Origin of the sequence: Lysinibacillus sp. UBA5994 (assembly GCF_002429725.1) — a bacterium.
GTDB lineage: Bacteria > Bacillota > Bacilli > Bacillales_A > Planococcaceae > Lysinibacillus > Lysinibacillus capsici.
Map to the genome: position 1 here is coordinate 72,916 of NZ_DJAU01000022.1, position 23,794 is coordinate 96,709.

The 23,794-nt window shown below is 36.4% G+C and carries 22 protein-coding genes; 16 read left to right on the plus strand and 6 right to left on the minus strand.

Annotated features, from left to right (window positions below; all coding sequences use genetic code 11):
• Window positions 1–239: 239 nt before the first annotated feature.
• Window positions 240–1,979, minus strand: a complete 1,740-nt coding sequence (locus B3D98_RS06185; RefSeq protein WP_048391998.1) for a B12-binding domain-containing radical SAM protein — start codon at window positions 1,977–1,979, stop codon at window positions 240–242.
• A 260-nt stretch (window positions 1,980–2,239) separates the two neighbouring features.
• On the opposite strand from B3D98_RS06185, the gene B3D98_RS06190 reads away from it, so the two are divergent.
• Together B3D98_RS06190 and B3D98_RS06195 are read left to right on the plus strand one after the other, a co-directional pair.
• A complete protein-coding gene (locus B3D98_RS06190; RefSeq protein ID WP_231595608.1) occupies window positions 2,240–3,658 on the plus strand; it encodes a PAS domain-containing sensor histidine kinase in 1,419 nt (472 codons plus the stop codon).
• A 122-nt stretch (window positions 3,659–3,780) separates the two neighbouring features.
• Window positions 3,781–4,227: a MarR family winged helix-turn-helix transcriptional regulator gene (locus B3D98_RS06195; RefSeq protein WP_004224579.1), complete on the plus strand. Its 447-nt coding sequence runs from the start codon at window positions 3,781–3,783 to the stop codon at window positions 4,225–4,227.
• 84 nt (window positions 4,228–4,311) lie between these two features.
• On the opposite strand, the gene B3D98_RS06200 is transcribed toward B3D98_RS06195, so the two are convergent.
• The 3 genes from B3D98_RS06200 to B3D98_RS06210 all read right to left on the minus strand — a co-directional run bounded on the left by B3D98_RS06200 (window position 4,312) and on the right by B3D98_RS06210 (window position 5,951).
• Window positions 4,312–5,004, minus strand: a complete 693-nt coding sequence (locus B3D98_RS06200) for a hypothetical protein (protein WP_048391996.1) — start codon at window positions 5,002–5,004, stop codon at window positions 4,312–4,314.
• Between the two features lie 61 nt (window positions 5,005–5,065).
• The gene (locus B3D98_RS06205; RefSeq protein ID WP_004224581.1) at window positions 5,066–5,683 is read right to left on the minus strand and encodes a CPBP family intramembrane glutamic endopeptidase; all 618 of its coding nucleotides are present in this window, start codon (window positions 5,681–5,683) and stop codon (window positions 5,066–5,068) included.
• Between the two features lie 79 nt (window positions 5,684–5,762).
• Window positions 5,763–5,951: a YkvS family protein gene (locus tag B3D98_RS06210; RefSeq protein ID WP_004224583.1), complete on the minus strand. Its 189-nt coding sequence runs from the start codon at window positions 5,949–5,951 to the stop codon at window positions 5,763–5,765.
• A 123-nt stretch (window positions 5,952–6,074) separates the two neighbouring features.
• On the opposite strand from B3D98_RS06210, the gene B3D98_RS06215 reads away from it, so the two are divergent.
• The 3 genes from B3D98_RS06215 (at window position 6,075) to B3D98_RS06225 (ending at window position 7,699) form a co-directional block, all read left to right on the plus strand.
• Window positions 6,075–6,263 carry a hypothetical protein gene (locus B3D98_RS06215; protein ID WP_048391995.1) on the plus strand — a complete coding sequence of 63 codons (189 nt, stop codon included), beginning with the start codon at window positions 6,075–6,077 and terminating at the stop codon, window positions 6,261–6,263.
• Window positions 6,264–6,355: 92 nt separating this feature from the next.
• The gene (locus B3D98_RS06220; protein WP_004224595.1) at window positions 6,356–6,532 is read left to right on the plus strand and encodes an aspartyl-phosphate phosphatase Spo0E family protein; all 177 of its coding nucleotides are present in this window, start codon (window positions 6,356–6,358) and stop codon (window positions 6,530–6,532) included.
• 300 nt (window positions 6,533–6,832) lie between these two features.
• Entirely contained in the window at window positions 6,833–7,699 is an 867-nt protein-coding gene (locus B3D98_RS06225; RefSeq protein WP_048391994.1) for an NAD(P)-dependent oxidoreductase, read from the plus strand.
• A 68-nt stretch (window positions 7,700–7,767) separates the two neighbouring features.
• Here the strand turns inward: B3D98_RS06225 and B3D98_RS06230 are convergent, their stop codons facing one another.
• Window positions 7,768–8,160 (minus strand): DoxX family protein, encoded by a 393-nt coding sequence (locus B3D98_RS06230; RefSeq protein WP_048391993.1) that lies wholly within the window; start codon window positions 8,158–8,160, stop codon window positions 7,768–7,770.
• Between the two features lie 158 nt (window positions 8,161–8,318).
• Here B3D98_RS06230 and B3D98_RS06235 point away from each other — a divergent pair, with 158 nt between their 5' ends.
• The 6 genes from B3D98_RS06235 to B3D98_RS06260 all read left to right on the plus strand — a co-directional run bounded on the left by B3D98_RS06235 (window position 8,319) and on the right by B3D98_RS06260 (window position 17,035).
• Window positions 8,319–8,639 (plus strand): winged helix-turn-helix transcriptional regulator, encoded by a 321-nt coding sequence (locus B3D98_RS06235; protein WP_054549807.1) that lies wholly within the window; start codon window positions 8,319–8,321, stop codon window positions 8,637–8,639.
• A 203-nt stretch (window positions 8,640–8,842) separates the two neighbouring features.
• The gene (locus B3D98_RS06240) at window positions 8,843–10,165 is read left to right on the plus strand and encodes an MFS transporter (RefSeq protein WP_054549808.1); all 1,323 of its coding nucleotides are present in this window, start codon (window positions 8,843–8,845) and stop codon (window positions 10,163–10,165) included.
• 65 nt (window positions 10,166–10,230) lie between these two features.
• Window positions 10,231–11,133 carry a chemotaxis protein gene (locus B3D98_RS06245; RefSeq protein WP_048391990.1) on the plus strand — a complete coding sequence of 301 codons (903 nt, stop codon included), beginning with the start codon at window positions 10,231–10,233 and terminating at the stop codon, window positions 11,131–11,133.
• A 165-nt stretch (window positions 11,134–11,298) separates the two neighbouring features.
• Complete coding sequence (locus B3D98_RS06250) at window positions 11,299–12,846, plus strand: Ppx/GppA family phosphatase (RefSeq protein WP_288581802.1); 1,548 nt, start codon at window positions 11,299–11,301, stop codon at window positions 12,844–12,846.
• Entirely contained in the window at window positions 12,843–14,999 is a 2,157-nt protein-coding gene (locus B3D98_RS06255) for an RNA degradosome polyphosphate kinase (protein ID WP_048391988.1), read from the plus strand. The genes B3D98_RS06250 and B3D98_RS06255 overlap by 4 nt, the downstream gene beginning before the upstream one ends.
• A gap of 29 nt (window positions 15,000–15,028) precedes the next feature.
• Window positions 15,029–17,035: a GGDEF and EAL domain-containing protein gene (locus B3D98_RS06260; RefSeq protein WP_103117510.1), complete on the plus strand. Its 2,007-nt coding sequence runs from the start codon at window positions 15,029–15,031 to the stop codon at window positions 17,033–17,035.
• Between the two features lie 46 nt (window positions 17,036–17,081).
• Here the strand turns inward: B3D98_RS06260 and B3D98_RS06265 are convergent, their stop codons facing one another.
• Window positions 17,082–17,693, minus strand: a complete 612-nt coding sequence (locus B3D98_RS06265) for a TetR/AcrR family transcriptional regulator (RefSeq protein WP_103117511.1) — start codon at window positions 17,691–17,693, stop codon at window positions 17,082–17,084.
• A gap of 235 nt (window positions 17,694–17,928) precedes the next feature.
• Here B3D98_RS06265 and B3D98_RS06270 point away from each other — a divergent pair, with 235 nt between their 5' ends.
• From B3D98_RS06270 to B3D98_RS06290, 5 genes are all read left to right on the plus strand, one after another.
• Window positions 17,929–18,822, plus strand: coding sequence for an NAD(P)-dependent oxidoreductase (locus B3D98_RS06270; protein ID WP_103117512.1), 894 nt, complete (start codon window positions 17,929–17,931; stop codon window positions 18,820–18,822).
• Window positions 18,823–18,837: 15 nt separating this feature from the next.
• Window positions 18,838–20,358 (plus strand): CoA-acylating methylmalonate-semialdehyde dehydrogenase, encoded by a 1,521-nt coding sequence (locus B3D98_RS06275; protein ID WP_048391984.1) that lies wholly within the window; start codon window positions 18,838–18,840, stop codon window positions 20,356–20,358.
• A 63-nt stretch (window positions 20,359–20,421) separates the two neighbouring features.
• Window positions 20,422–21,738, plus strand: a complete 1,317-nt coding sequence (locus B3D98_RS06280) for a GntP family permease (protein WP_054549811.1) — start codon at window positions 20,422–20,424, stop codon at window positions 21,736–21,738.
• 12 nt (window positions 21,739–21,750) lie between these two features.
• A complete protein-coding gene (locus B3D98_RS06285) occupies window positions 21,751–22,512 on the plus strand; it encodes a 3-hydroxybutyrate dehydrogenase (protein ID WP_066037227.1) in 762 nt (253 codons plus the stop codon).
• A 15-nt stretch (window positions 22,513–22,527) separates the two neighbouring features.
• The gene (locus B3D98_RS06290) at window positions 22,528–23,712 is read left to right on the plus strand and encodes an iron-containing alcohol dehydrogenase (protein ID WP_288581808.1); all 1,185 of its coding nucleotides are present in this window, start codon (window positions 22,528–22,530) and stop codon (window positions 23,710–23,712) included.
• The last annotated feature ends 82 nt before the right edge of the window (window positions 23,713–23,794 follow it).

A 23,794-nucleotide genomic window follows, 5' to 3' on the forward strand; every position in this document is an offset into this window, starting at 1 on the left:
ACTTTTATTTCCTGATTAGATAGATTGTTTTTTGGGCATTTTTTACAAAGTTTTATCAATCTTTATTTAAGGAATTTGACCTATATTGGTAAGGCTGGCTATGAGTACTTAACTAACCGAACAATGAAGCGCAGAAGGAATAAATTTAGCAGTCTTTATTGTTACTATGAGGATTTAAGAATCGTTTAAGTAATAAAAAAAGCTAGTCCTGATAGTTATGACAGGACTAGCGTTTCTTATTAGTTAGAGTAGATTGTTGCAAAGTAAGGTGCTTGACCATGTCGGAAATAGGTTAACAGATAGCCATTTTTTTGTACAATTTTGCCATTTGCAAACTCTTGGTAATCAAGAGCATGAGGGATAATCAAGGTATGCTTAAACAACTCTTTTTCAGTTAACTTAAAGTTAGCAAATTCCTCGCCTGCGATAGCTGGATCTTCTCGTAAAGCGTGATAAAGGGCTTTTTGTTGCTCTTCTGTAGGACGCTCATTCCACCATAGCTTCCGTGGTTGGAACTGCTGAGCCATTAAGTAATCAAGCTGCATTAAACTCTGGACAATGTTTAAATTCACATCATCAATCGTTTCTAAAAACATTAATAAACGACGGAATAAATCCTCTAGCTGATGACCAATACGAGACCAACCTTTTGTTTCCCAATATGTTCCGAAGTTTTGGAAGAAATCAAATGGTGTATCAAAGACCTCTGTAACCAAGTATTCAATCGTATGATCCATACGGTGATCATTCCAATACTTTTCAAGAACATCCTCTGCATGCTTAATACGGACGATATCATCAAATGTTAGAACATTATTTGAAAAGATTTCGTAAGGAGATAGATCCACATAGGTATAGCCAAACTTCTCGGCTTCTAATCGAAGTCCTGTGCCGCGTAAAAGTTTCAAAAATCCAAGCTGTAATTCCTCTGGCCGCATTGCAAAGACATCATTAAATGTTTGACGAAAACTAGCGTAATCTTCCTCTGGTAAACCTGCAATTAAATCTAAATGTTGATCTATTTTTCCGCCATCTTTCACCATAGTAACTGTTCGCTTTAGTTTTTCAAAGTTTTGACGACGTTTTACAAGAGTATTTGTTAAATCGTTCGTAGATTGAACACCTATTTCGAATCGGAACAAACCTTTTGGTGCATTATCATTTAAGAATTGAATGACTTCAGGGCGCATTATATCAGCCGTGATTTCAAACTGGAATACAACACCTGGTTTGTGTTCATCAATTAAAAATTGGAACATTTCCATTGCGTAGCTACGACTGATGTTGAAGGTGCGATCTACAAATTTAATTGTTCGAGCTCCGTTATCCATTAAGAAACGAATATCCTCTTTTATTTTTTCACGGTTAAAGTATCGGACGCCAACTTCAATAGAAGATAAACAAAATTGGCAGCTAAATGGGCAGCCTCGGCTTGTTTCGATATATTGAATTCGCTTACCTAGATAGGGCAGATCCTCCTCAAAACGAAAAGGACTTGGTAATTCGCGCAAATCAATTTTAGGTGGCATAGCGTGAATCTTGACTTTCTCGTCCTCTAAATAACAAATACCAGGAACATCTTCTAACAATATTTCACCGTGGAAATAGCGCAGTAATTGTTTAAATGAAGTTTCTCCTTCACCCATCACAATGAAGTCTACCTCAGGTATTCGACGTAACCAATGGTGACAATCATAAGAAACCTCAGGTCCCCCGAGCAGAATTTTAACATTTGGACAGACAGTTTTTAACATCTTGATAACGTGAATTGTTTCTTCGATGTTCCAGATATAGCAACTAAATCCAACGATATCAGGTTTTTTTTGGAATAAATCTGATACAATATTAAAAGCAGGGTCTTTAATAGTATACTCTGCTATAATTGGATTAAACTCCGGTAAAGCTGCGCCTTTTAAATAGCGCAATGCTAAATTTGTGTGAATATACTTTGCATTCAAAGTAGTTAAAATAGTATTCATGCAATAATCTTCCTTTCAACATCCTATTGTATCAGTCAAGTATCTGACATACAATATAATTCTTTTTACCTATTTATTTTGTGAACGGTTCGTGAAATAATTTAAAATACTTAAATTTACTAAATTTTGTAATAATAGAATCGTGCTGTCATAAAGTATAGTAAAGGCTCAAAATTCGATTTTAGAGGTTTTTTACTCTTTTGAAAGGTTCGGTGAGAAAGTTGAAGCAAAATGATATTAATCAATGTTTTGGAAATCTTATGAAAAGTACTTCGTCACCAACACTTATACTCAATAAAGCAGGGAAAATTTTAAACGTCAATGAGGCTGCTATCAATCTTTTCAATCTTAATTTAACCTATATTGGCTATTTAGCTATGGACGAGCCATCTAATTTTAAATGGACTAAGTTCGTCAAACAGTTACAAAATGATTTACGTTCAGAGGAAATTTTCAATATTCGCACAGTTGGAAATGACTACGAAATGTTATCTTTCAAATGCTTTTATGATCCTAATACAGAGGAAATTGTTGCGCAAATTTCAACATTAAATGATGATGTTGCCCATAAATTATATGTTAGCCAAGCACATGAGAGAGCGCAATCTTTTAATGCCTACGATTACTTACCTTATGCTGTTATTGTTAGTGACGCTAGTGGTATTATTCTTGGGCTAAATAAATATGCGGAAATGTTTCTGAAAGTTGAAAATTCGCAGCTTCTTCATAAAGCGCATCAGCATATATTTGATTCATTTACATTGAAAAAGGGGCAAATTACAACCTACCTTTCTAAGTTAATGGGTGAAAAACATGCAAGCATTCATGTAGTCGATGAAACACAAGTAAGCAGAACTTGCTATTATGAAATTTCAAGTATTTTTGATGAATACAATAATATTATTGTCACTGTGATTAATGATGAAACAGAGAAAAAGCAACTTCAACATAAAGTTGAGCATCAGCAAGCATTAAACGTTGTGGGACAGATGGCAGCGAGTATTGCACATGAAATTCGTAACCCATTAACTTCTTTAAAGGGTTTTACTGAATTACTAAAATTAAATGCTGATGATGAATCACGCATGTATCTCTCTGTTATTGACAGTGAGCTTCAACGGATGGAACAAATCTTATCCGAATTATTAGTATTGTCTAAGCCAACAACGATGAAAGTGGAATTATTAGAACTGGATCATATTGTAAAGCAAGTCATTGAGTTTATGCTACCAGATGCACTCATGAAAAATATTATGATTCAGTATATTTCAACCTCTAATCAAGTCTATATTGGCGGCAACGAGAATCGACTAAAGCAAGTGCTGATGAATTTAATTAAAAATGCAATGGAATCCATGAATAATGGTGGTACGATTACCGTCGAAATGGCAACAAATGACTGTGCGATTGTCGAACTTATGATAAAAGATGAAGGTGTTGGCATGGACAGCACGACACTTCAAAACCTATTCCAGCCTTTTTACACGACAAAATCAACAGGGACAGGACTGGGCCTTGCTTTCGTGAAAAAGGTGATTGAAGAACATGAAGGAGTAATTGGCGTTAGTAGTGAACTACAGAAGGGGACATGCTTCCATCTGCAGTTTCCAATTTACACATTCAATCAGATGGATACAATGGAAGTATCCACAAAAGATTCTGCTTATTTAGTAACATAAAGAAAGTAAAAATGGTTGCATAATGAACAACAAAACCTTCTAAATCATATATTGCTTTTGACAATGCTTTTCTAATGTCGCTATAATGTCATGTATAAAGAGCGAAGTGAGAGGAAAAGAATATGCCGTCAGAAGATCTAAAACAATCTTTAAAATTATATATTGTATTATCACGTGCACTAAAAGCAATTAATGAAACAACACATCAATTATTTCAGGATAATGGTTTAAACCCAACTGAATTTGCTGTTCTAGAACTTCTCTATCATAAAGGAAGACAGCCATTACAGCAAATTGGCAATAAAATTTTGTTAGCCAGTGGGTCTATTACGTATGTCATTGATAAGCTAGAGAAGAGAGGTTACTTATTACGAGTATCTTGTCCTGCTGATCGTCGTGTTACGTATGCAGAAATCACCCCTGAAGGTGAAGCTTTTATGGGAGAGCTGTTCCCAAAACACGAACAGCATTTGCATGAATTAATGAGTGTACTATCCCCAGAAGAAAAAGAGCAAGCTATTACGTTATTGAAGAAAATTGGCCTTTCTATCAAAGACCTATCTTATTAAAAAAGTTGTCTCATTGATTTGAGACAACTTTTTTGTGATCAAATAGAAGGACGATAGACTATGTCTATCGTCCTTAGCATTTTATTATTTTTTAGATATAGTTGCTGCCATATTAAGCATAGCATCTGTTAAATCTTGTTCATCATTATCATGAATAGTTAATTTTGTAATGAGACCATCTTTCTCAAGGACAACCCCAATTACTTTCTCAGTGTCGAAGTCCACAACATAACCCTCGATATTTTGAACATCTTTAAATGCTGCTAATTCCTCAGCAGTTAGAGCTACTGTTTCACCCACTGCGTTCATATAATCTTGCATAGTTGTTTTTACTTCTTCAAAGCTCGATTGTGAAGCTTCAATTGTTTCAATACGCATAAACACTTCGTCATCATCATTGGACACTAACATGTCTTTACCAGGCTCTTCTTGTGTCAGTGTAAAACCAGGAAGCTGTTGTAGTTTATAGCTTTGATCAACACTTGCTGATTCAGTTGCCTTTTCAGTTTTATCTACACCATTTTGGACGTATTTTACATCTTGTTGAGGCTGTTTAGAAGCATCCTCTGTATTTGTATCATTTGATGCAGGTGTATCTTCTTCTTCCTCATTTGATTCACCTGCTGTATCATCTCCAGATGGTTTTTGATCGGCAGCAGTATTTGATGGCTCATTTTGTTGAGCATCTGAATCCCCTGTTTTATCAGATGTATTACAACCTACAACTAATACGGCTGTTAGTAATAATGCAAGAATTGAAACTAATTTTTTTTGCATAAAAAACCCTCCTTTTCTAAATTAAACGTTAGTAAAGATAAAATGTTTCCAAATATTAATGTTATGATGTTAATGGCAACACTAAAAATAATAATAGTACAAAAACGACATGAGCTACAATAACAAGTGGCATACTTTTACGCCATTCATATAAGAAGCCCCAAATAATGCTTGTTACCAATGCAGCAATGACACCAAGCATAAATCCGCTAAGGGCAATTGATACAGCACATAATACTGCGGTAACTATGACAGCCAGCGGTGGGCGCATAAAACGTTTTAACTGTTGTTGGATATAACCACGCCAAAATAATTCTTCACCTATGGCAACGATAAATACTAGTAAAACATAGTGCCAAATATTTTGTGGTCCGTAGCTTGCTAAAAATTTTTGAACGGATTGTACTAAGTTATTATTAATATATGGAGCGAGCCAGTAACCAAAGCGAATAATACCATATGTGATGGTACCGTATCCAATACCAAAGAGTAAAAATTGCCATGTAGGTAATTGATCTTCAATGGAACCAGCTAAGATGGCAATGGCAATACATACTAGTAGAGTGAATGCATACATGTACCAAAATACAGCTTGGTTAGCAAAGGTAAAAGCAAGCATACCATAAACGAATAATAAAGAAAGGAGAAATAGTATTGTTTGTTTCGAATTTGTTAGCATATTCGACCTCCATACCTTAATCTTATCAAAAAAATAGTCCCTTATCATCTATTAAGACAAATAGGGACTATTCAGACTATTAAGCTTCATTAGTATATAAAATTTTATATCGTTTATGATTGACGACCGTTTTTTCTTCAATTTCAAGGGAATCAAAATTCTCCATATATGTTAAGTTAACGATCACCGAATTTTCATTTACCTTTTCTACAATACCTTGGAGACCATTTTTAAACTCGATAATATTTCCAACTTCAGCTATTTTCACAGACAGTCAGCTCCTTCATCGACTAATAATATACAGTTTGCATGAAAAATTGGTAAACGTAAAGCTTTTTTTAAATAATTCATAATTTATTACACAAATGAGGCAAAGAGAGGAATAAAGTTCATGGAAAAATACGAAAATATGCTTAAACAATTACAAAATGGGGAAAGAGAAAGTATTGAAATTCAAAAGGAAGAATTTTACGAATTTCGTGAAATTCTTGTAAAACACCCATTATTTAAACATTATAGAGGTGAGGCCAAGCAAAATGGGCGAATTATCTATACTTATACTGAAACACCTAGAAGTTAATTTGTCGAACATTGTCGTAAGTTAATGCTGTAAGAAATGAAATATAAATGTATAATAATGGTATGATTATTTGTGTGTGGAGGGTTGTATGAATGGTCAATCTACTCTTGAAACAAATGGAACAAACTCGTGAGATGATGATTCGCTCAGGTGTAGAAAACGGGTTACAAAATGCAAAAACCATTCAACTGAGTCGCAGATTAGATCAGTTAATGAATACTTATTATAGACAGATGGCATTTGAAGAAGAAAAAGATCAAGAAGACTAAAAAAGATTGTTCCAGTATTCAGAGTAAAAAACATTTTAACATATATGTTTAAAATGCATTTCAATGGGGAATAACTTACTATGAACACAGCAACATTCTCATTTCCCCCTTTAGAGCAGTGATCCCCCAATCACTTGCTCTCTTTTTTTTGCTTATTCGGTATATATGCCCTACATATAAATTTTAGTACAAGTTGTGGGAAGAGTTTGAATTATTTCATTCCTTCACCTAAACTGAAAAGATATAGAGTTGGACTCTCACGGAGAGTACAGACATTCTAGAACAAAGGAGCATGTACATATGACAAAGAAACGTATTGCATTTATTGGAACTGGAGTAATGGGTGCTAGTATTATTAAGCATTTACTAAAAAATGGTCATGAAGTAACCGTCTATACTCGTACGCAAGAAAAAGCAGAGCCTCTTGTTGCCTTAGGGGCGTCATGGGCAAGCTCACCTGCTGAAGCATTTAAAAATCATGAAATTGCCTTTACAATGGTTGGCTATCCTTCAGATGTAGAGGAAGTATATTTTGGGGAAAATGGCCTCTTCCAAACAGCAGAACAAGGCAATATTGTCATTGATATGACGACTTCAGAGCCATCTTTAGCAAAGAAAATTTATATGTATGCTCAATCCATCGGTGTAGAGGCTTTAGACGCCCCTGTTTCAGGTGGGGATATTGGTGCTCAAAATGGCACTTTGTCTATCATGATTGGTGGCGATCAGGTCACATACGACAAGGTATTGCCAATTATGAAGCAATTTGGAGAAAATATAATTTATCAGGGTGAAGCAGGAGCTGGGCAGCATGCAAAGATGTGCAATCAAATTGTTATTGCCTCTGGTATGATTGGCGTGTGTGAATCACTAGCTTATGGACTAAAGGCAGGATTAGATTTACCTACCGTTTTACAATCGATCTCTTCAGGTGCAGCAGGTTCATGGTCTTTAAGCAATTTAGCCCCACGTATGATAAAAGAAGATTTTGCACCAGGCTTTTATATTAAACATTTTGTAAAGGATATGAAAATAGCTTTAGACGAGTCAAACAAAATGGGCATAACATTACCAGGACTTGCATTAGCCTATGAAATGTATGAGAAATTAATCGCAGCAGGCTATGGTGATAATGGTACACAAGCACTCTTAAAGTATTATAAATAATTCGCGATGGGATTCTGAATAGGAAACCTGAAGGCTCCTTAAATGGGAGACCTTCAGGTTTTTTTGTTTTACTCTTTACCGAAAAGTTGAGAATCCAGTGAGAAGCTGGATGCGCCTGCGAGAGTAAAGTAAAGAGCTATTGCACCTAAAGCTAAATCTAATTCATAACCAGCCAATCCATCTGCCCCGATAAAGCCGATGCTAAGTTTTGCTGTAAAGATCGCCACAATCATTGTAATGGTTAATAAAGCACCAAATATTCTTGTTGCTAAACCTAAAATAATTGCAATTCCACCAACTAATTCAATAATTGCCACGATATACGCCATAAATCCTGGTATACCTAGGCTATCAAAGAAGTCAGCTGTATAGCTAATGCCACCTTGAAATTTTTGAAAACCATGCACTGCAAAAATAACGCCTAGAACGATACGTAAAATTGTTGAACCAATATTTTGCATAATAAAGTAACTCCTTATCTTTTTTTGCTTACAATTCGTAACTTAGTTTATTTTTAAAAACAACTTTTGTCAAGTAACTTAATGTGTTTTTAGAACAAGTTTTTTTAAAAAGTGATATACTCTTAAATAGGAACTAATATACAAAGGGGGGAAGTCATTTGGATCAAAAAAATATTTGTCCGCGATTTGAAAAAGCACTCATGATATTAAATCATCGTTGGAATACGCTACTTATTTATCAGCTATTAGATGGTCCGCAAAGGTATTCGGCCATTAAAAATCAGTTGAATATTAGTAGTCGTGTATTAACAGAACGTTTAAAGGAGTTAGAGACTGAGCAAATAGTGCTACGTACAGTAATTCCATCAACACCAGTTGTCATTGAGTATGAACTAACGGAAAAGGGTTATGCTATTGCACCTGTGCTAAAAGCGATTGAGCAATGGTCCTCTGAATGGGTAACCATAGATATAGAATGATAAAAAGGTATTCAAGCGAGGGGCTTGAATACCTTTTTTGGTTTTACACAGAAAATAAGCGTTCAATTATCGACCATTTGGCAGTTATTTTTCAGTGAATTTACTGTTATATTGTAAATAATATTAATTTTCTTTAAAAAAAGGTATTTTTTATTTCAGAGAGAAATTAATTGTTTATTATAGAGAATGGAGAGGAGGGTTTTATGAAGAAGAGTACAGCTATAGACGTACAACATCGAAGTCAATTAGCCATTTATTTATCATTACCGATACTTTCATGGGCATTTTATGATTTTGCGAATACAATTTTTTCTTCAAATATAAATACAATATTTTTTCCCTTTTACATGGATGAGGTTTTAGGAACAAATGAAGTCATGCAACAAGTTGCGAGCACCTTTATATCTTATGCAAATGCCATTGCAAGCTTGTTGCTCGTTATCTTTTCACCCCTTTTCGGTGTGTGGATTGATAACACAGGTTATAAAAAGAGATTTATTGTATGGTTTGCATCCATATCTATTCTATTTACATTTATGATGGGAATATTTGCTAATGTACAAACCACTGTCAATTACTCTGGTGTGCCTCTTAGTTTATTTTTGGTAGTTGCAAGTTTTGTCATAGCAAAATTTTTCTTTAATTCAAGTTTAGTATTTTACGATTCTATGATGGGTGATCTAGGGACAAAAGAAGAGATGCCACTCATTTCAGGGTATGGTGTTGCAATCGGGTATCTTGGTACACTTTTTGGATTACTTGTTTACTTGTATGTTGGTAACAGCGATTTTCATCGAGCGTTTATCCCAACAGCCATTCTGTATCTACTCTTTTCATTGCCATTATTCTTAATTAATAAAGATACACCGATCCCAAAGTCCCAACGAAAGTCCTTAAAGTTTTTAGATGGTTATAAAGAAATCATTCAAACATTTAAAGATATGAAGCAATATAAAGCAATCTTTACCTTTATGATTGCTTATTTCTTTCTAAATGATGCCATTGCTACAACGATTGCTATGATGGCTGTTTATGCGACAACGATTGTTGGCTTTAGTTCTGGACAATTTATCGTACTTTATTTGGTCTCTACTGTCTCAACAATCATTGGGTCACTTGCCTTTGGGTATATTACGAAATCAATAGGTGCTAAACGTGCCATTACAATTGTTGCACTTATTATGATTGTTGCTCTGGTATTCGCTGTTTTTGCTTCAGCACAATGGATGTTCTGGCTTGCTGGTAGTCTATTTGGTATATCACTTGGCTCAATGTGGGTGACATCTCGGACATATATTATTGAATTATCACCGAACGAAAAACGTGGACAATTTTTTGGGTTGTTTGCTTTTTCAGGTAAAGTATCCTCCATTATTGGTCCAGCTATATATGGAACTGTTACATTATGGATGAAGGATTATGGTACTATTGCTAGTCGTGTAGCATTATCAACGTTGATCGTTATGACTGTCGTTGGTCTATTGGTACATCTAAAAGTTAATGATAAAAATGGAAATAGCAAGTAGGAGAAATGTATTGCCTATGATACAATTGAATTATAAACAGATGTAGAGAAAGGAGCGGGGTTGCATTGGAACATAAAGGAATATTATTAGAAAGTGGCACAAATGAGCTAGAGATTGTTGAATTTGAAGTAGCAAACAATAAGTTTGGCATCAATGTTATTAAAGTAAAAGAAATTATTCAACCGATCCCAGTAACGTTTATCCCACACGCGCACCCGCATGTAGAAGGAATCATTCAATTACGAGGTGAGGTACTACCTGTTGTAGATATGCTACGAGTATTAGGAATTCAAGGTGCTGAGCGTAATCCACAACAAAAATATATTGTCGCAGAATTTAATAAACAACGTGTCGTTTTCCATGTAGATAATGTAACACAAATTCATCGTATTTCTTGGAATCAAATCGAAAAGCCTTCAGATATGTATCAAGGGGGTACATCACAAGTAATTGGTGTGATTAAACAGAATGAGCAAATGATTCTATTACTAGATTTCGAAAGAATTATGGTGGATATCAATCCTGCATCAGGAATTAGTGTGGAATCTGTTAAAAAGCTCGGTAAACGTGAGCGATCTGGAAAGCGAATTTTAATTGCAGAAGATTCACCGTTATTACGTAAATTACTGTTTGATACTATGAGTGAAGCTGGTTATGACAATGTTGAATTCTTTGAAAATGGCCGCGATGCTTATGAATACTTAGAGGGAATTGCAAAGAGTGGTAGTGACATAGCAGAGCATATTCAATTGGTGGTAACGGATATTGAAATGCCACAAATGGATGGCCATCATTTAACACGAAAAATCAAAGAGCATCCCGATCTTCAAAAGCTTCCTGTTATCATTTTTTCAAGTCTAATTACAGATGACCTTCGTCATAAAGGTGATCAAGTAGGGGCTGAGGATCAAATAAGTAAGCCAGAAATTGCAGAGCTCATTTTACGTGTTGACCAACTTATTCTGTAATCACCATGGCTTACATGATACTTCTCAATTTTAATAATGGGTATCCTGCAAGTATAAATAAATGAAAGTAAAGTCGGATGCCTTAATTAAGAGGGTCCGATTTTTTTGTATATGTCCAAATATTATGAACAAAATAAATGGTAGATGCTTGAAGGATGTGATTATTTGAATGAATTAAAAACAGCTATTATTGATATCGGCTCCAATACTATACGATTAGTATTATATCAATATGATAATGAAGAGGGACTTCGTGAGCTTGGAAATATTAAGACGGTAGCACGTTTGCGTACATATTTACAGCCCTCAGGAGAGATGTCTGATGAAGGTATTCAAGTGTTATCAGAAACTTTATTAACATTTAAAGCCATGCTTGAGGATTTTGAAGTAACAGATGTAAAAGCTGCTGCTACTGCGGCTATTCGACAAGCCACTAATCGAGACAAAATTATAGAGGAAATGAAAGAACGGACTGGTATCCAAATAGAGCTTTTATCAGAAGAGGAAGAGGCCTATTTTGGCTACGTTGCTGTTGCCTACTCCATGGGTACGAAATCGGCCGTAACAATCGATATCGGTGGTGGTAGTACCGAAATTACGCTGTTTGAAAATAAAGAAATTCAGCAATCACATAGTTTCCCTTTTGGGACAGTTTCTTTAAAGCAACGTTTTGTAAAAGGTGACATTATCAATAGTAGTGAGAAAAAAGAGCTTCTTGCCTTTGTCAAAGAGCAGTTCCAAACACTCCCTTGGATAAAAAATATTGCTCTACCTATTATCGCAATTGGTGGTAGTGCGCGGAATATTGCTCAAATACATCAACAAAAGCATGATTACCCTATTGCCAGCGTACATGGTTATGAAATGACAAAGGAAAATTTGGATGATTTAAGCTTATTTTTAGGGCAATTAAGCTTTCAGGAATTGAAACAATTGGATGGTCTCTCATCTGACCGCGCAGATATCATTGTTCCTGCATTAGAGGTATTTAGAGTGTTGATGGAGGTAGTTGGTAGTGAGACCTTCCAACTGACAAAGCGAGGGTTACGTGAGGGACTCATTATTCAACGGATTTTGCAAACAGATACACAGGCGTTTGATAAATATAATGTATTTGAAGGAAATGCTAGAAGATTAGCACGTCAGTATGGTCGGAGTGAAGTGGAAGTAGATTATTTAATGCATTTAGCAGACCAACTGTATCGTGAATGTTGTCATTTAGGCTACTTGCAATATCATCCAGAAGATTTGCATTTATTAGCAAAAGCGGCGAAGGTTTTTAATATAGGAGAGTATATCGAATTAAGCTCTTCAAGCCAACATACTTTTTATTTAATTGCGAATCAATCCATTGATGGTTTAAATCATTTAGAACGAGTAAAACTAGCACTTCTTGCCTCCTATAAAAATAAAGATTATTTCGAACGATTTGCTGCTCCATTTGCTACATGGATGAGTCGGGAGGAACATCGTAAAATAAGAGATTTCGGAGCGTTATTAAAATTTGTCTATGCATTAAATGTTTCAAAACGCAATATAGTACATGCTATTGAAATGCACACCGAAGAAGATCATGTTCAGCTTAATATTTATGTAAAAAAGAATGCTGCGGCTGAAAAGTATCAAGCCAATCGACATAGAAAGCATTTAGAACGTGCATTAAAAATCCCAATGAAGATCAATTTTATTGAAGAAGGGTGGAACAATGGATGACAACTGAAGTAACGAAAAACGAGCTACATGGGGAAGAGTTCTCCGAAAACTACAATCTATTGTTAGAGGAAATTGCAAAGCCTCAATATTATAATAATCGTGAATTAAGCTGGCTTGCCTTTAATGAACGCGTGCTAGAGGAAGCAGAGGATATTAATAATCCTCTGCTCGAGCGTTTAAAATTTTTAGCTATATTTAGTTCCAATCTAGATGAATTTTTTATGGTTCGTGTTGCAGGCTTACAGGACCAGGTACGTGCTGGTTTTCATAAGCCCGAAAACAAATCTGGCTTAACGCCGAAGGAACAGTTGGCCAAAATAGCAGAACGCACACAAGCATTAGTGCGTCGACAAACTGAGGTGTATAGACATTTAATCTATGATTTACTACCTCAACATAATGTACATATTGCGGACATGAAAGATTTAAATAGCAAGCAAAAATCATTTATCAATGAAATGTTTGCAGAAACTATCTTCCCTGTTTTAACCCCTGTTGCAGTGGATGCATATCGTCCTTTCCCAACTTTGCTTGGTAAAACTTTGAATTTACTAGTGCTGTTAGAGCAGGATGAGTCAGATCTTGAAAGTCGTGAAAAAGTGGCGATTGTCCAAGTTCCATCTGTGTTAGATCGCTATATAAAAGTACCGTCCGAAGAAGGTAAGACAGTTGTAGTTTTATTGGAGGATGTGATAGTAGCGCATATTGAAAAGCTGTTTTATGGCTATAGCGTAAAATCAGCACAAGCCTTCCGCTTAACAAGAAATGCAGATTTAACTATCCATGAAGAAGGGGCTCGAGATCTTCTCGTGGAGATCGAAAAAGAGCTGAAAAAGCGAAAGTGGGGAGTAGGAAGCCGTTTAGAAGTTCGAGTTGGAGAAATGAACGAGGAAGTGCTGCAATACTTACTAGATGAATTCGAAATAGAAGAATCGGATGTATTCCATATTGATGGTCCTTTGGATTTAACGTTTATGTTCTCTTTTGTGAAAGGTATTTCAGTAGGTCGTGAGCATTTAGAATATGAAAGCTTTATCCCACAGCCACCTTTAGATTTACAGTCTGACGAAAATATTTTTGAAAAAGCACTTCAACAGGATATATTTTTCCATCATCCATATGAATCTTTTGCCCCTATTGTTGATTTTATTTCTGAGGCCGCTGTCAACCCGAATGTGTTGGCTATAAAACAGACATTATATCGAGTAAGCGGAAATTCACCGATTATTCAAGCGTTAAAGCTTGCCGCTGAAAATGGTAAACAAGTAACGGTATTAGTGGAGCTAAAGGCTCGCTTCGATGAAGAAAACAATGTGCACTGGGCAAAACAATTAGAACAAGCAGGTTGTCTTGTGATCTATGGGATGAATAATTTAAAAACGCACTCAAAAATCACGCTAGTCGTAAGTCGTCGTAACGGCAAAATTGAACGTTTTGTCCATTTGGGTACAGGAAATTATAATGATGCAACTGCAAAAATTTATACGGATATGGGCATAATAACGACAGATAAAGAGTTTGGCATTGATGCGACAAATTTCTTTAACTACTTAAGTGGCTATACAGAAAAGCCTACCTTTAATCATTTAGTCGTTGCACCATTTGATATACGCGATGAGTTTATTCGGTTAATGGATGAGGAAATTGCCTGTCATAAAAAATATGGAAATGGTTTTATTCGTGCAAAAATGAATTCATTGACAGACAAAGATTTAATGATGAAGCTTTATGAGGCATCGATTGCAGGTGTAAAGGTCGAGCTTATTATTCGTGGTATATGCTGTATTAGACCAGGAATCCCAGGTATTAGTGAGAACATTACTGTAACAAGTATTGTTGGTCGTTTCCTTGAACATTCTCGTATTTATTGGTTCCATCATAATGGGGAAAATAAAGTATATTTATCCTCTGCAGATATGATGACACGCAATATGATTAAACGTGTAGAAATTTTATTCCCTGTATATGCAAGTGAAGCAAAAACTCGTATTATTGACATAATGAATGCACAATTAATGGATACTGCCAAAGCCCGTATTCAAGACTCTAATGGTAAGTATCATTATAAAGAGTTTGATCGTAGCGAAGATCCATTAAATAGCCAGGAAATTTTCTTGAAGGATGCATTAAAGCCTACGCTAGACGAAGAATAGAGCAAACACGCTACTTAGTGAGGGATAGAATGAAAAAATGTAGAGAAAATGTAGCGCCATTTGCAGAATATCAACAGCTCATGCAACTGAATCCATTTGATGCAATCATTTGTTTGAGACAAGTTGATAAGACAGTGTTTGAGGTCGTTGAATTTAATGAAAAGCTATCGTCAATGATTGAGCTGGAGGATATAACAGCCAAAAACGCTGAGAACTTTTTTACTAAGCAATGCTGGCTGCAATTGTCGGGATTTCTAATTCAAGAAATCAATAAACAGCATACTCTAAAATTAGGTAACGGTCTTCAAGAGAAAACATTTATGCTTCATGTTCAGCACTTTTCTGAATCAATAGTTGCCATTATTCTTCGAGCGACACAATTTGAAGAAAATCCCTATTTACAGTTCATTGAACAACATATAAGTCCAGTGTTAACGACAGATTTACAAGGTCGAATAATTCATCAAAATATTGCTGCTACTGCTACACTATCGAGAGAGCAGCACAGTCTAATTGGACTAGATATTTTTTCATTACTCGAAAGTAAATATCTCAATGAGTTTAAACTATTATTTACCAAAACAATCGAAGGTTCAGCGTTTGGCATGCCTAAATGCTTATTGAAAGGTGATTTACTAAGCAAAGAGCCCTTTTATTTAAGAACGCATCCAACCTATTATAATGGAGAAGTTGTGGGTGTCCACCTATTTGTTAAAGATGCTAATTCATTTATGAATGATCATGAAGCATTCTATTACCTAGCACTAATGGATGAATTAACAGGTATTTGGAATCGAAAAGCTTTTAAGGAGCATTGGCTACAGCATTTAAATGATAAAAAGCAAGAGCATAAGCAAGCCGCTCTTATTTTAGTTGACATTGACCGTTTTAAAAAGTTTAATGAATCCCTTGGCGAGAGCAAGGGAGATGATTTGATGCGTATGTTTAGTCATAGGTTACGGGAGCTTTGCTACTCAAAGTGTTCGCTATATCGATATAATAGTGATGAGTTTATTTTTGTGCTAAAAGATGCAACCATCCAAAAAATTGAACGAACTGCAAACTTGATTATGGACGTATTAAAACAGCCATTTATGATAGATGGACAGGAATATTTTATTAGCGTATCGATTGGGATTTCACTTAGCCCAGCAGATGGTAAAGATATCGAGACACTTGTACGGAAAGCAGATAAAGCTTTATTTTCTGTTAAAGAACATGGTCGTTCACATTATCGCTACTACCGTGAAGATATGACGGCCATTTTTCCAAACGAAGCATTAATGGAGGCACATTTACGTCGAGCAATTGAATTTAATGAGCTAAGTCTTCATCTACAACCGCAAATGGATTTAGCAAATAATAGCATCAATAGCTTTGAAGCATTATTACGATGGAATAACCGTAAATTTGGTTTTGTATCACCAGCGCAATTTATTCCTATTGCGGAAGCCTCAGGGTTGATTATTGAAATCGGTGATTGGATTATTGATGAGGTATGTCGTTACCAAAAAGAATGGCAATCGAAAGGATATCGTCCTGTACGGATTGCAGTCAATATATCCCCAAAACAGTTTAGAAAAGAAAATTTTGCCCGAAAAATTAAAACAACTTTAAAGAAATATGGTGTACCGCCTGAATTATTAGAAGTAGAAATTACCGAAAGTTCCATGACAAATGTACATGAAACATTTTCGATTCTTACAGAACTGAAGCAATTAGGTGTTTATGTGTCTGTGGATGACTTTGGGACAGGCTATTCCTCATTAAGTTATCTCAAGCGTTATCCGATTGATATTATTAAAATTGATCAGTCATTTATTGCAGATATAGCGAAGGATGACAAAAATGAAGCCATCATAAAAGCCATTATTTCGATGTCTCATAATTTAGGATTAGAGGTCATTGCTGAGGGAATTGAAGAACCAATACAAGTTGATTTTCTCAAACGCCATCGTTGTCAAAAAGGGCAAGGCTATTTGTATAATAAACCATTACCAGTTGAAACGATTGTACAACAATATTTTGTAAGCTAGAAAACGGGTAGCACTTTCATCACAAAATAGATGAAGTGCTACTTTTTTATTTGCCGTATTTAAGACCGTTTAAGACAATTGCTGTGAATTGCGCCATTTCAGAGGCTAGGTCAAAGTCTTCACTATGTATCAACCAATCATAGACATTCGCACGCATACAGCGCTGAATAAGTGTTTGTATGGTAGCAGCAGAAACATCTTGTCTAAATTCCCCATGTTGAATTCCTTCCTCGATATATGTATTCATTATCTGAAAAATCTTACGTTGTGGATTGATTAAATAATGATCCTGTTCTACTTGGTTTGTCATAGCAGCCGTATATACTGTACGTAATAAATCCTTTCCCACAATATTGGTTAAATATCTCATTTGCTCTTGATACACTAAGAGTATTTTTTCACTTGCTGGTAATGTGGGATCAATATTTTTTTCAACTGTACGATAAAAATTATCAAGCTCCTTAAATTTTTCTAAAATAACATCATATTTAGATGGGAAATGTGTATAAAATGTACCCTTTGAAACATTACATGCCTTTGTAATTTGTTCAACAGAAACATGTTCATAACCATGCTTGTTAAATAAATCTAAAGAAGTTTTCAATAATTTTTCACGTGTTTCTAATGCCTTTTTCTGTCTGCTTGTGAGTGTTTCCATTGGTAGCTAATACCTCCTATATTAAATATTGTAAAATATCTTTTGTAAAAAATATTCTGAAAATATTAATTTTTTAATTGACGAGATGGATTTCGATTGATTATGATTTAAATGACCGAAGTCAATGACTGCGGTCAATGATGTTATCTCGTTACTAATGTTACTTTAAAAAATGAAAGTTGGCTAGTATATCATCAAGTTTTCTGTTGTATTTTCAAGGAATGGGGAGGTCACAATGAAGAAAAAATTGGGTTTTATTGGCTTAGGGAATATGGGTTTACCGATGGCTATTAACTTATTAAGAGCAGATTATCAGGTATATGGTTTCGATACGAATGCGGAAGCAATGGAACAATTCGCAGCAGCAGGTGGTTTCGGCCTTGAGACAGCTATGGATATTGCGAAAAAATGTGATGTTATTATGACAAGTTTGCCTACCCCTCAGGTTGTAGAATTGGTTTATCAATCAGAGCAAGGAATTTTACAACATGCAAAGAAAGGGTGCCTGCTGATTGATTTTAGTACTGTTAATCCCGAATTGAATGATACGTTACATACAGAAGCTATAGCTTTGGGATTACGTTATTTGGGAGCGCCTGTCAGTGGGGGTGTCATAGGGGCTATCAATGCGACATTAACTATTATGGTTGGTGGTGGCACAGATGATTATATAAGTGCTAGCGAAATATTCAGAATAGTCGGTAAAAATATTTATCATTTAGGCACATCTTCAAGTATAGGAACGCGAATTAAATTACTCAATAACTTAATGATTGGCTTTTACACAGAGGCAGTCGCTGAAACGATTGTACTTGGCGAAAAAATGGGTATTCAGGCAGACACGCTCTATGAAGTATTAAATAATAGTTATGGACAAAGCCGTATTTATGAACGTAATTATTTGGAATATATGAAAAATGATAATTATGAGCCGGGCTTTTCGACAAGTCTACTATTAAAAGATTTGAAGTTAGCTAAGGAAATGGCGGATGAAGCAGGCGTATCGCTGCGAATCGGCGAAAAGTTAGTGGATCTTTATAGTGAAATTGCTCAGCAGGGCTATGGAGAAAAAGATATGTCTGCAGCTTATTTAAGTTTAAAAGAAAAATGTAAACTAGAACAATTTTAAGAGGAGGAAATGGATATGACAACGACACAAGAGGTTAAAACATTAACACATTTTATTGGTGGCAAATTGGTTGAAGGAAAAAGTGGCCGATTCGGTTCGGTATTTAACCCAACAACAGGTGAAGTCATTGCTAAGGTACCCCTTGCAACAGTAGAGGAAACACAAGATGCAATCGAGCAAGCTCAAGCAGCATTTCCGGCTTGGCGTGATACATCAGTGGCTAAGCGTGCAGAAATTGTATTAAAGTTCCGTAACCTTATCACTGAAAATATGGAAGAGCTATTACAAATCATTTGTACTGAAAGCGGTAAAACGATTGAAGATGCCAAAGGTGAGATTACACGAGGACTTGAATCTGTTGACTTAGCCATTGGTGCGCCACATTTAATGAAAGGAGAATACTCCGTAAATGTTGGAGGTCAAATAAATGCTTATTCTGCAAAATATCCATTAGGGGTTGTGGCAGCAATTTCTCCATTTAATTTCCCCATCATGGTGCCTCTAGCACAAACGAGTATGGCCATTGCTGTAGGAAATGCGGTTATTTTAAAGGCATCTGAGCGTGTGCCAATGACTTCATTATATGTTAGTGAGCTTTGGAAGAAGGCGGGATTGCCTGATGGTATTTGGACAGTAATCAATGGTGATAAAGATGCGGTCAATGAACTTTTAGAAAACCCAGCTGTGCAAGCGATTTCATTTGTTGGATCAACACCAGTAGCTAAATATATTTATGAAACAGGATCAAAGTACGGTAAACGTGTCACGGCTCTTGGTGGTGGTAAAAACAATATGGTCGTGATGCCAGATGCGGATCTTGAACAGGTTGCTAATGCCTTTATTGGTGCAGCTTATGGAGCAGCATCCCAACGTTGCATGGCAATATCTACTATCATGCCTGTGGGAAAGGATACTGCTGATCGCCTAGTGGATATTCTTAAGGAAAAAATTTCTAATCTGAAAGTAGGCCCATATACAAACCCTGATTCAGATTTTGGCCCTGTTATTTCTCAGCAATCAAAAGAAGCAATTCTTACTGCAATTAATCGAGGGGAAGCCGAAGGAGCTTCAGTAATTTGTGACGGACGAGAACTTGATATTGTCAAAGAGTCTAAAGGGTTCTATGTAGGGCCTACATTATTAGATCATGTAAAGCCAGGCATGGAAGTTTACGAGCAAGAAATATTTGGTCCAGCTCGCAATGTTGTTCGTGTAGATTCCTTAGAGGAAGCTATTACACTTATCAATAAGCATGAGCTAGGTAATGGTGTCACAATCTTTACGAATGATGGATTAGCAGCTCGAAAATTTACAACAGAAATTGATGTTGGCATGGTTGGTGTCAATGTACCAATTCCAATTCCTGTTGGCTACCATAACTTTGCAGGCTTTAAAGGATCTCGTTTTGGTGAGGGGCATATGTTTGGCCCAGATCAAGCACGATTCTTTACAAAAACTAAGACAATTTCAGAGCGTTGGATGGCTGGCAATGCCTCCTCAGCATCCACGTTTTCATTCCCAAGCAATAACGACTAATAAAACCTAGAGCTGTAGAGTTATACAGCTCTTTTTCTAAAAAAGGGGATGGGTGGGGTGTAAATGTTAGAGTATATTGGTCTTTTTGGTAGTTTAGCATTATTAGTTTATTTAACAATGAAGGGTGTAAATCTACTTATTTCAGCACCGTTAACTGCGCTGTTAGCAGCCTTAACAAACGGTCTTGCATTTTTTCCTCAAACAGCTGATAAAGATCAGGCCAACTTTCTAACGAGCTATATGGATGGATTCACCGGATTTGTTGGTTCATGGTATTTAATGTTCATGGCGGGCGCCATTTTCGGCAAAGTCATGGAGGACACAGGCGCTGCAGATAGTGTCTCTAAATGGATTGTAGAAAAAATAGGGGTGAAATATGCCACATATGCTGTAGTTTTAGCTGCAGCAGTACTCACATATGGTGGTGTTTCAGTTTTTATCGTAGCCTTTTCAGTTTATCCAATGGCTATTAGTTTATTTAAACAAGCAAACTTTCCACGACGTTTTATTCCTGCTGCACTGGGCCTAGGTTCTGTCACATTTACGATGACATCAGCAGGCTCACCTGAGATTCAAAATTGGATACCAATTCCATATCTTGGTACAACTCCATATGCAGGTTGGCAAGTTAGTATTGTCGTGGCTATTTTTATGGCCGTTGGTGGCTCGCTTTGGCTGAATTGGATGATTAAACGCGCTGTTAACAATGGGGAAATTTTCATTGAGCGCTCCACCGATCCAGTAGCTGATGAAACAAGAAAGCTTCCGAGTCCCCTTTTGAGTCTCATACCATTATTAGTTGTTTTAGTCATTTCTTATATTTTCCATGATTCACTTGGAACCTCTGCTTTAATTGTAGCCTTAACTAGTGGCTGTATCGTTGCTTATTTAGTGAGTTACAAATATGCAAAGTCAGTTGGCGCAACATTAGCAGCAGGTGCAATGGGTGCTATTATTGCCATTGCAAATACGGCGGCTGTTGTCGGCTTTGGTGGGGTAGTAAAAGCAACACCATCCTTTGTTGCAACTGTTGATGTAATGACCAATATCCCTGGCAGTCCGCTGATTGGAGGAGCCTTAGCAATTGCGGTTATTGCTGGTTTAACAGGTTCAGCATCAGGGGGACAAACAATTGCTATGCCCTTACTAGCACCGCATTATATCGAGATGGGTGTAGATACAGAGGCGTTGCATCGGACAATCGCTATAGCATCTGGTTCCCTAGATTCATTGCCGCACGGAGGATATGTTGTGACAACCATCAATTCAGTATGTAATGAAAAGCATAAGGATGCATATATGCCATTTGGAGCTTTGACGGTTATTATCCCTATCATAGGTACAATACTTGCAATCATATTATTCTCATTAGGGATGTAGGAGGGATGAAGTATGCAAGGAAAAACGGTTTTTATTACAGGGGCAGCTCGTGGTATTGGTCTTGCTATGGCACAAGCATTTGCTGAGCAAGGGGCTAATGTTGTGATATCAGATAAAAATGAACAGCTTCTTGAGGAAGCCGTCGCACAATACCCCTCTTTAACTTCCTATATATGTGATGTGACAGAAGAACAAGCCATAAGAGAAGCCATTGATTTTACGATTAATAAATTCTCAACATTAGATATTTTAATCAATAATGCAGGATTTCAACATGTGTCGCTTATTGAGGATTTTAAGACAGAAATTTTTGAGTCAATGCAAAAAGTGATGGTCGTTGCTCCCTTTGTGGCGATGAAGTATGCGTTACCACATATGAAGAAAAATCAATTTGGTCGTATTATCAATATGGCCTCCATCAATGGCGTCATTGGGTTTGCTGGGAAGGCGGGATATAATGCAGCAAAGCATGGTGTGATTGGGCTTACTAAGGTAACGGCACTAGAGGTGGCGACAGAGGGAATTACGGTAAATGCTATTTGTCCAGGGTATGTTGACACGGAATTAGTACGTAATCAGTTTATGGATTTAGCACAGACACGGGGTATTCAAGTGGAAGAAGTTCTTGAACAAGTGTTATATCCACTTGTACCGCAAAAACGTTTACTTGATGTCTCAGAAATTACAGGACTTGCATTATATTTAGCAAGTGATGTAGCAAAGGGGTTAACCGGCCAGGCCATACTATTAGATGGTGGCTATACAGCTCAATAGCTTAGGAGGGAAAATATGATTCAAACAAAAACCATCTTTACTGTTCATTCTCCAGGAACGATTGTATATGGTCGAGATTCATTTGAAGAAGTAGGAGAGTATGCGAAAAAACTAGGTTCAAAGGCATTAATTATTAGTGATCCAATTATGGACAGTTTAGGCTTTATCAAGAAATGCCATACACTGTTAAAGACCCAAGGGATAGACGTCGTTTCATATATAGGGGTGACAACTGAGCCAGATGATACGTATGTTGCAGAGGGATTGCAGCTTTTGCAGAAAGAAAACTGTGATGTCATTATTTCTGTTGGTGGTGGTAGCTGTATTGATACGGCGAAGGCGATTGCAGTAGTGGCTACAAATGGCGGCTACATAGGAGATTATATGAAAATGGCAAAGGTTGCAGCTGAAGCACCAATTCCACACATTGCGATACCAACAACAGCAGGTACAGGCTCTGAAGCAACAGATGCCACTGTTATTACCAATACAAAAAGTGATGTGAAAATGATGATTAAGCAACCAGCTTTTATGCCCACTATAGCGATTGTTGATCCTATTTTAACCATTACCTCACCTCCAGCAATTACCGCAGCAACTGGAATAGATGCATTGAGCCATGCCATTGAGAGCTATTTATCACGTTTAGCTCATCCTTATTCGAATGTGCTCGCCTTATCTGCTATGGAATTAATTGTGAATAACATCATAAGGGTTTATGAATATGGAGATGATGTTGATGCTAGGGAAGCGATGTCATTGGGTTCGATGCAGGCAGGGCTGTCATTTTCTAATGCTTCTGTTGCCCTTGTACATGGAATGTCCCGTCCGATTGGGGCACTTTTCCACGTACCGCATGGCATCTCCAATGCGATGCTTTTACCAGCTGTACTAGATTATTCAAAAGACGCTTGTATAGATCGATTGGCAGATTTAGGACAATTTTTTAATAAAACAAAAGAACGTCTATCGCAAGAGGAGCTTGCTCAGCTTGCTATTATGTCCATTAAAGATATGTGTAAGTATATGAAAATTGGCAATTTAAAGCAGTGGGGAATCGAGGAGCATGCTTATTATCAGGCCATTCCTAAAATGGCTGAGGATGCACTTGCAAGTGGGAGTCCTGGTAACAATCCGAAGATACCAACTTTAGAAGAGTTAATGGAGCTATATAAAATTGCATATACGTATGAGTTTTAATGATATTGGAGAGCTATTCATTGAATGGCTCTTTTATATTTTTTCAGAAAATAAACTCGCATTCTATAGAATTAATATGACA

Excerpts from the sequence above, each read along its gene's own strand:
- B3D98_RS06185 (WP_048391998.1), bottom strand. The coding sequence starts at position 1,979 with ATGAATACTATTTTAACTACTTTGAATGCAAAGTATATTCACACAAAT.
- B3D98_RS06190 (WP_231595608.1), top strand. The coding sequence starts at position 2,240 with ATGAAAAGTACTTCGTCACCAACACTTATACTCAATAAAGCAGGGAAA.
- B3D98_RS06195 (WP_004224579.1), top strand. The coding sequence starts at position 3,781 with ATGCCGTCAGAAGATCTAAAACAATCTTTAAAATTATATATTGTATTA.
- B3D98_RS06200 (WP_048391996.1), bottom strand. The coding sequence starts at position 5,004 with ATGCAAAAAAAATTAGTTTCAATTCTTGCATTATTACTAACAGCCGTA.
- B3D98_RS06205 (WP_004224581.1), bottom strand. The coding sequence starts at position 5,683 with ATGCTAACAAATTCGAAACAAACAATACTATTTCTCCTTTCTTTATTA.
- B3D98_RS06215 (WP_048391995.1), top strand. The coding sequence starts at position 6,075 with ATGGAAAAATACGAAAATATGCTTAAACAATTACAAAATGGGGAAAGA.
- B3D98_RS06220 (WP_004224595.1), top strand. The coding sequence starts at position 6,356 with ATGGTCAATCTACTCTTGAAACAAATGGAACAAACTCGTGAGATGATG.
- B3D98_RS06225 (WP_048391994.1), top strand. The coding sequence starts at position 6,833 with ATGACAAAGAAACGTATTGCATTTATTGGAACTGGAGTAATGGGTGCT.
- B3D98_RS06230 (WP_048391993.1), bottom strand. The coding sequence starts at position 8,160 with ATGCAAAATATTGGTTCAACAATTTTACGTATCGTTCTAGGCGTTATT.
- B3D98_RS06240 (WP_054549808.1), top strand. The coding sequence starts at position 8,843 with ATGAAGAAGAGTACAGCTATAGACGTACAACATCGAAGTCAATTAGCC.
- B3D98_RS06255 (WP_048391988.1), top strand. The coding sequence starts at position 12,843 with ATGACAACTGAAGTAACGAAAAACGAGCTACATGGGGAAGAGTTCTCC.
- B3D98_RS06260 (WP_103117510.1), top strand. The coding sequence starts at position 15,029 with ATGAAAAAATGTAGAGAAAATGTAGCGCCATTTGCAGAATATCAACAG.
- B3D98_RS06265 (WP_103117511.1), bottom strand. The coding sequence starts at position 17,693 with ATGGAAACACTCACAAGCAGACAGAAAAAGGCATTAGAAACACGTGAA.
- B3D98_RS06270 (WP_103117512.1), top strand. The coding sequence starts at position 17,929 with ATGAAGAAAAAATTGGGTTTTATTGGCTTAGGGAATATGGGTTTACCG.
- B3D98_RS06275 (WP_048391984.1), top strand. The coding sequence starts at position 18,838 with ATGACAACGACACAAGAGGTTAAAACATTAACACATTTTATTGGTGGC.
- B3D98_RS06280 (WP_054549811.1), top strand. The coding sequence starts at position 20,422 with ATGTTAGAGTATATTGGTCTTTTTGGTAGTTTAGCATTATTAGTTTAT.
- B3D98_RS06285 (WP_066037227.1), top strand. The coding sequence starts at position 21,751 with ATGCAAGGAAAAACGGTTTTTATTACAGGGGCAGCTCGTGGTATTGGT.
- B3D98_RS06290 (WP_288581808.1), top strand. The coding sequence starts at position 22,528 with ATGATTCAAACAAAAACCATCTTTACTGTTCATTCTCCAGGAACGATT.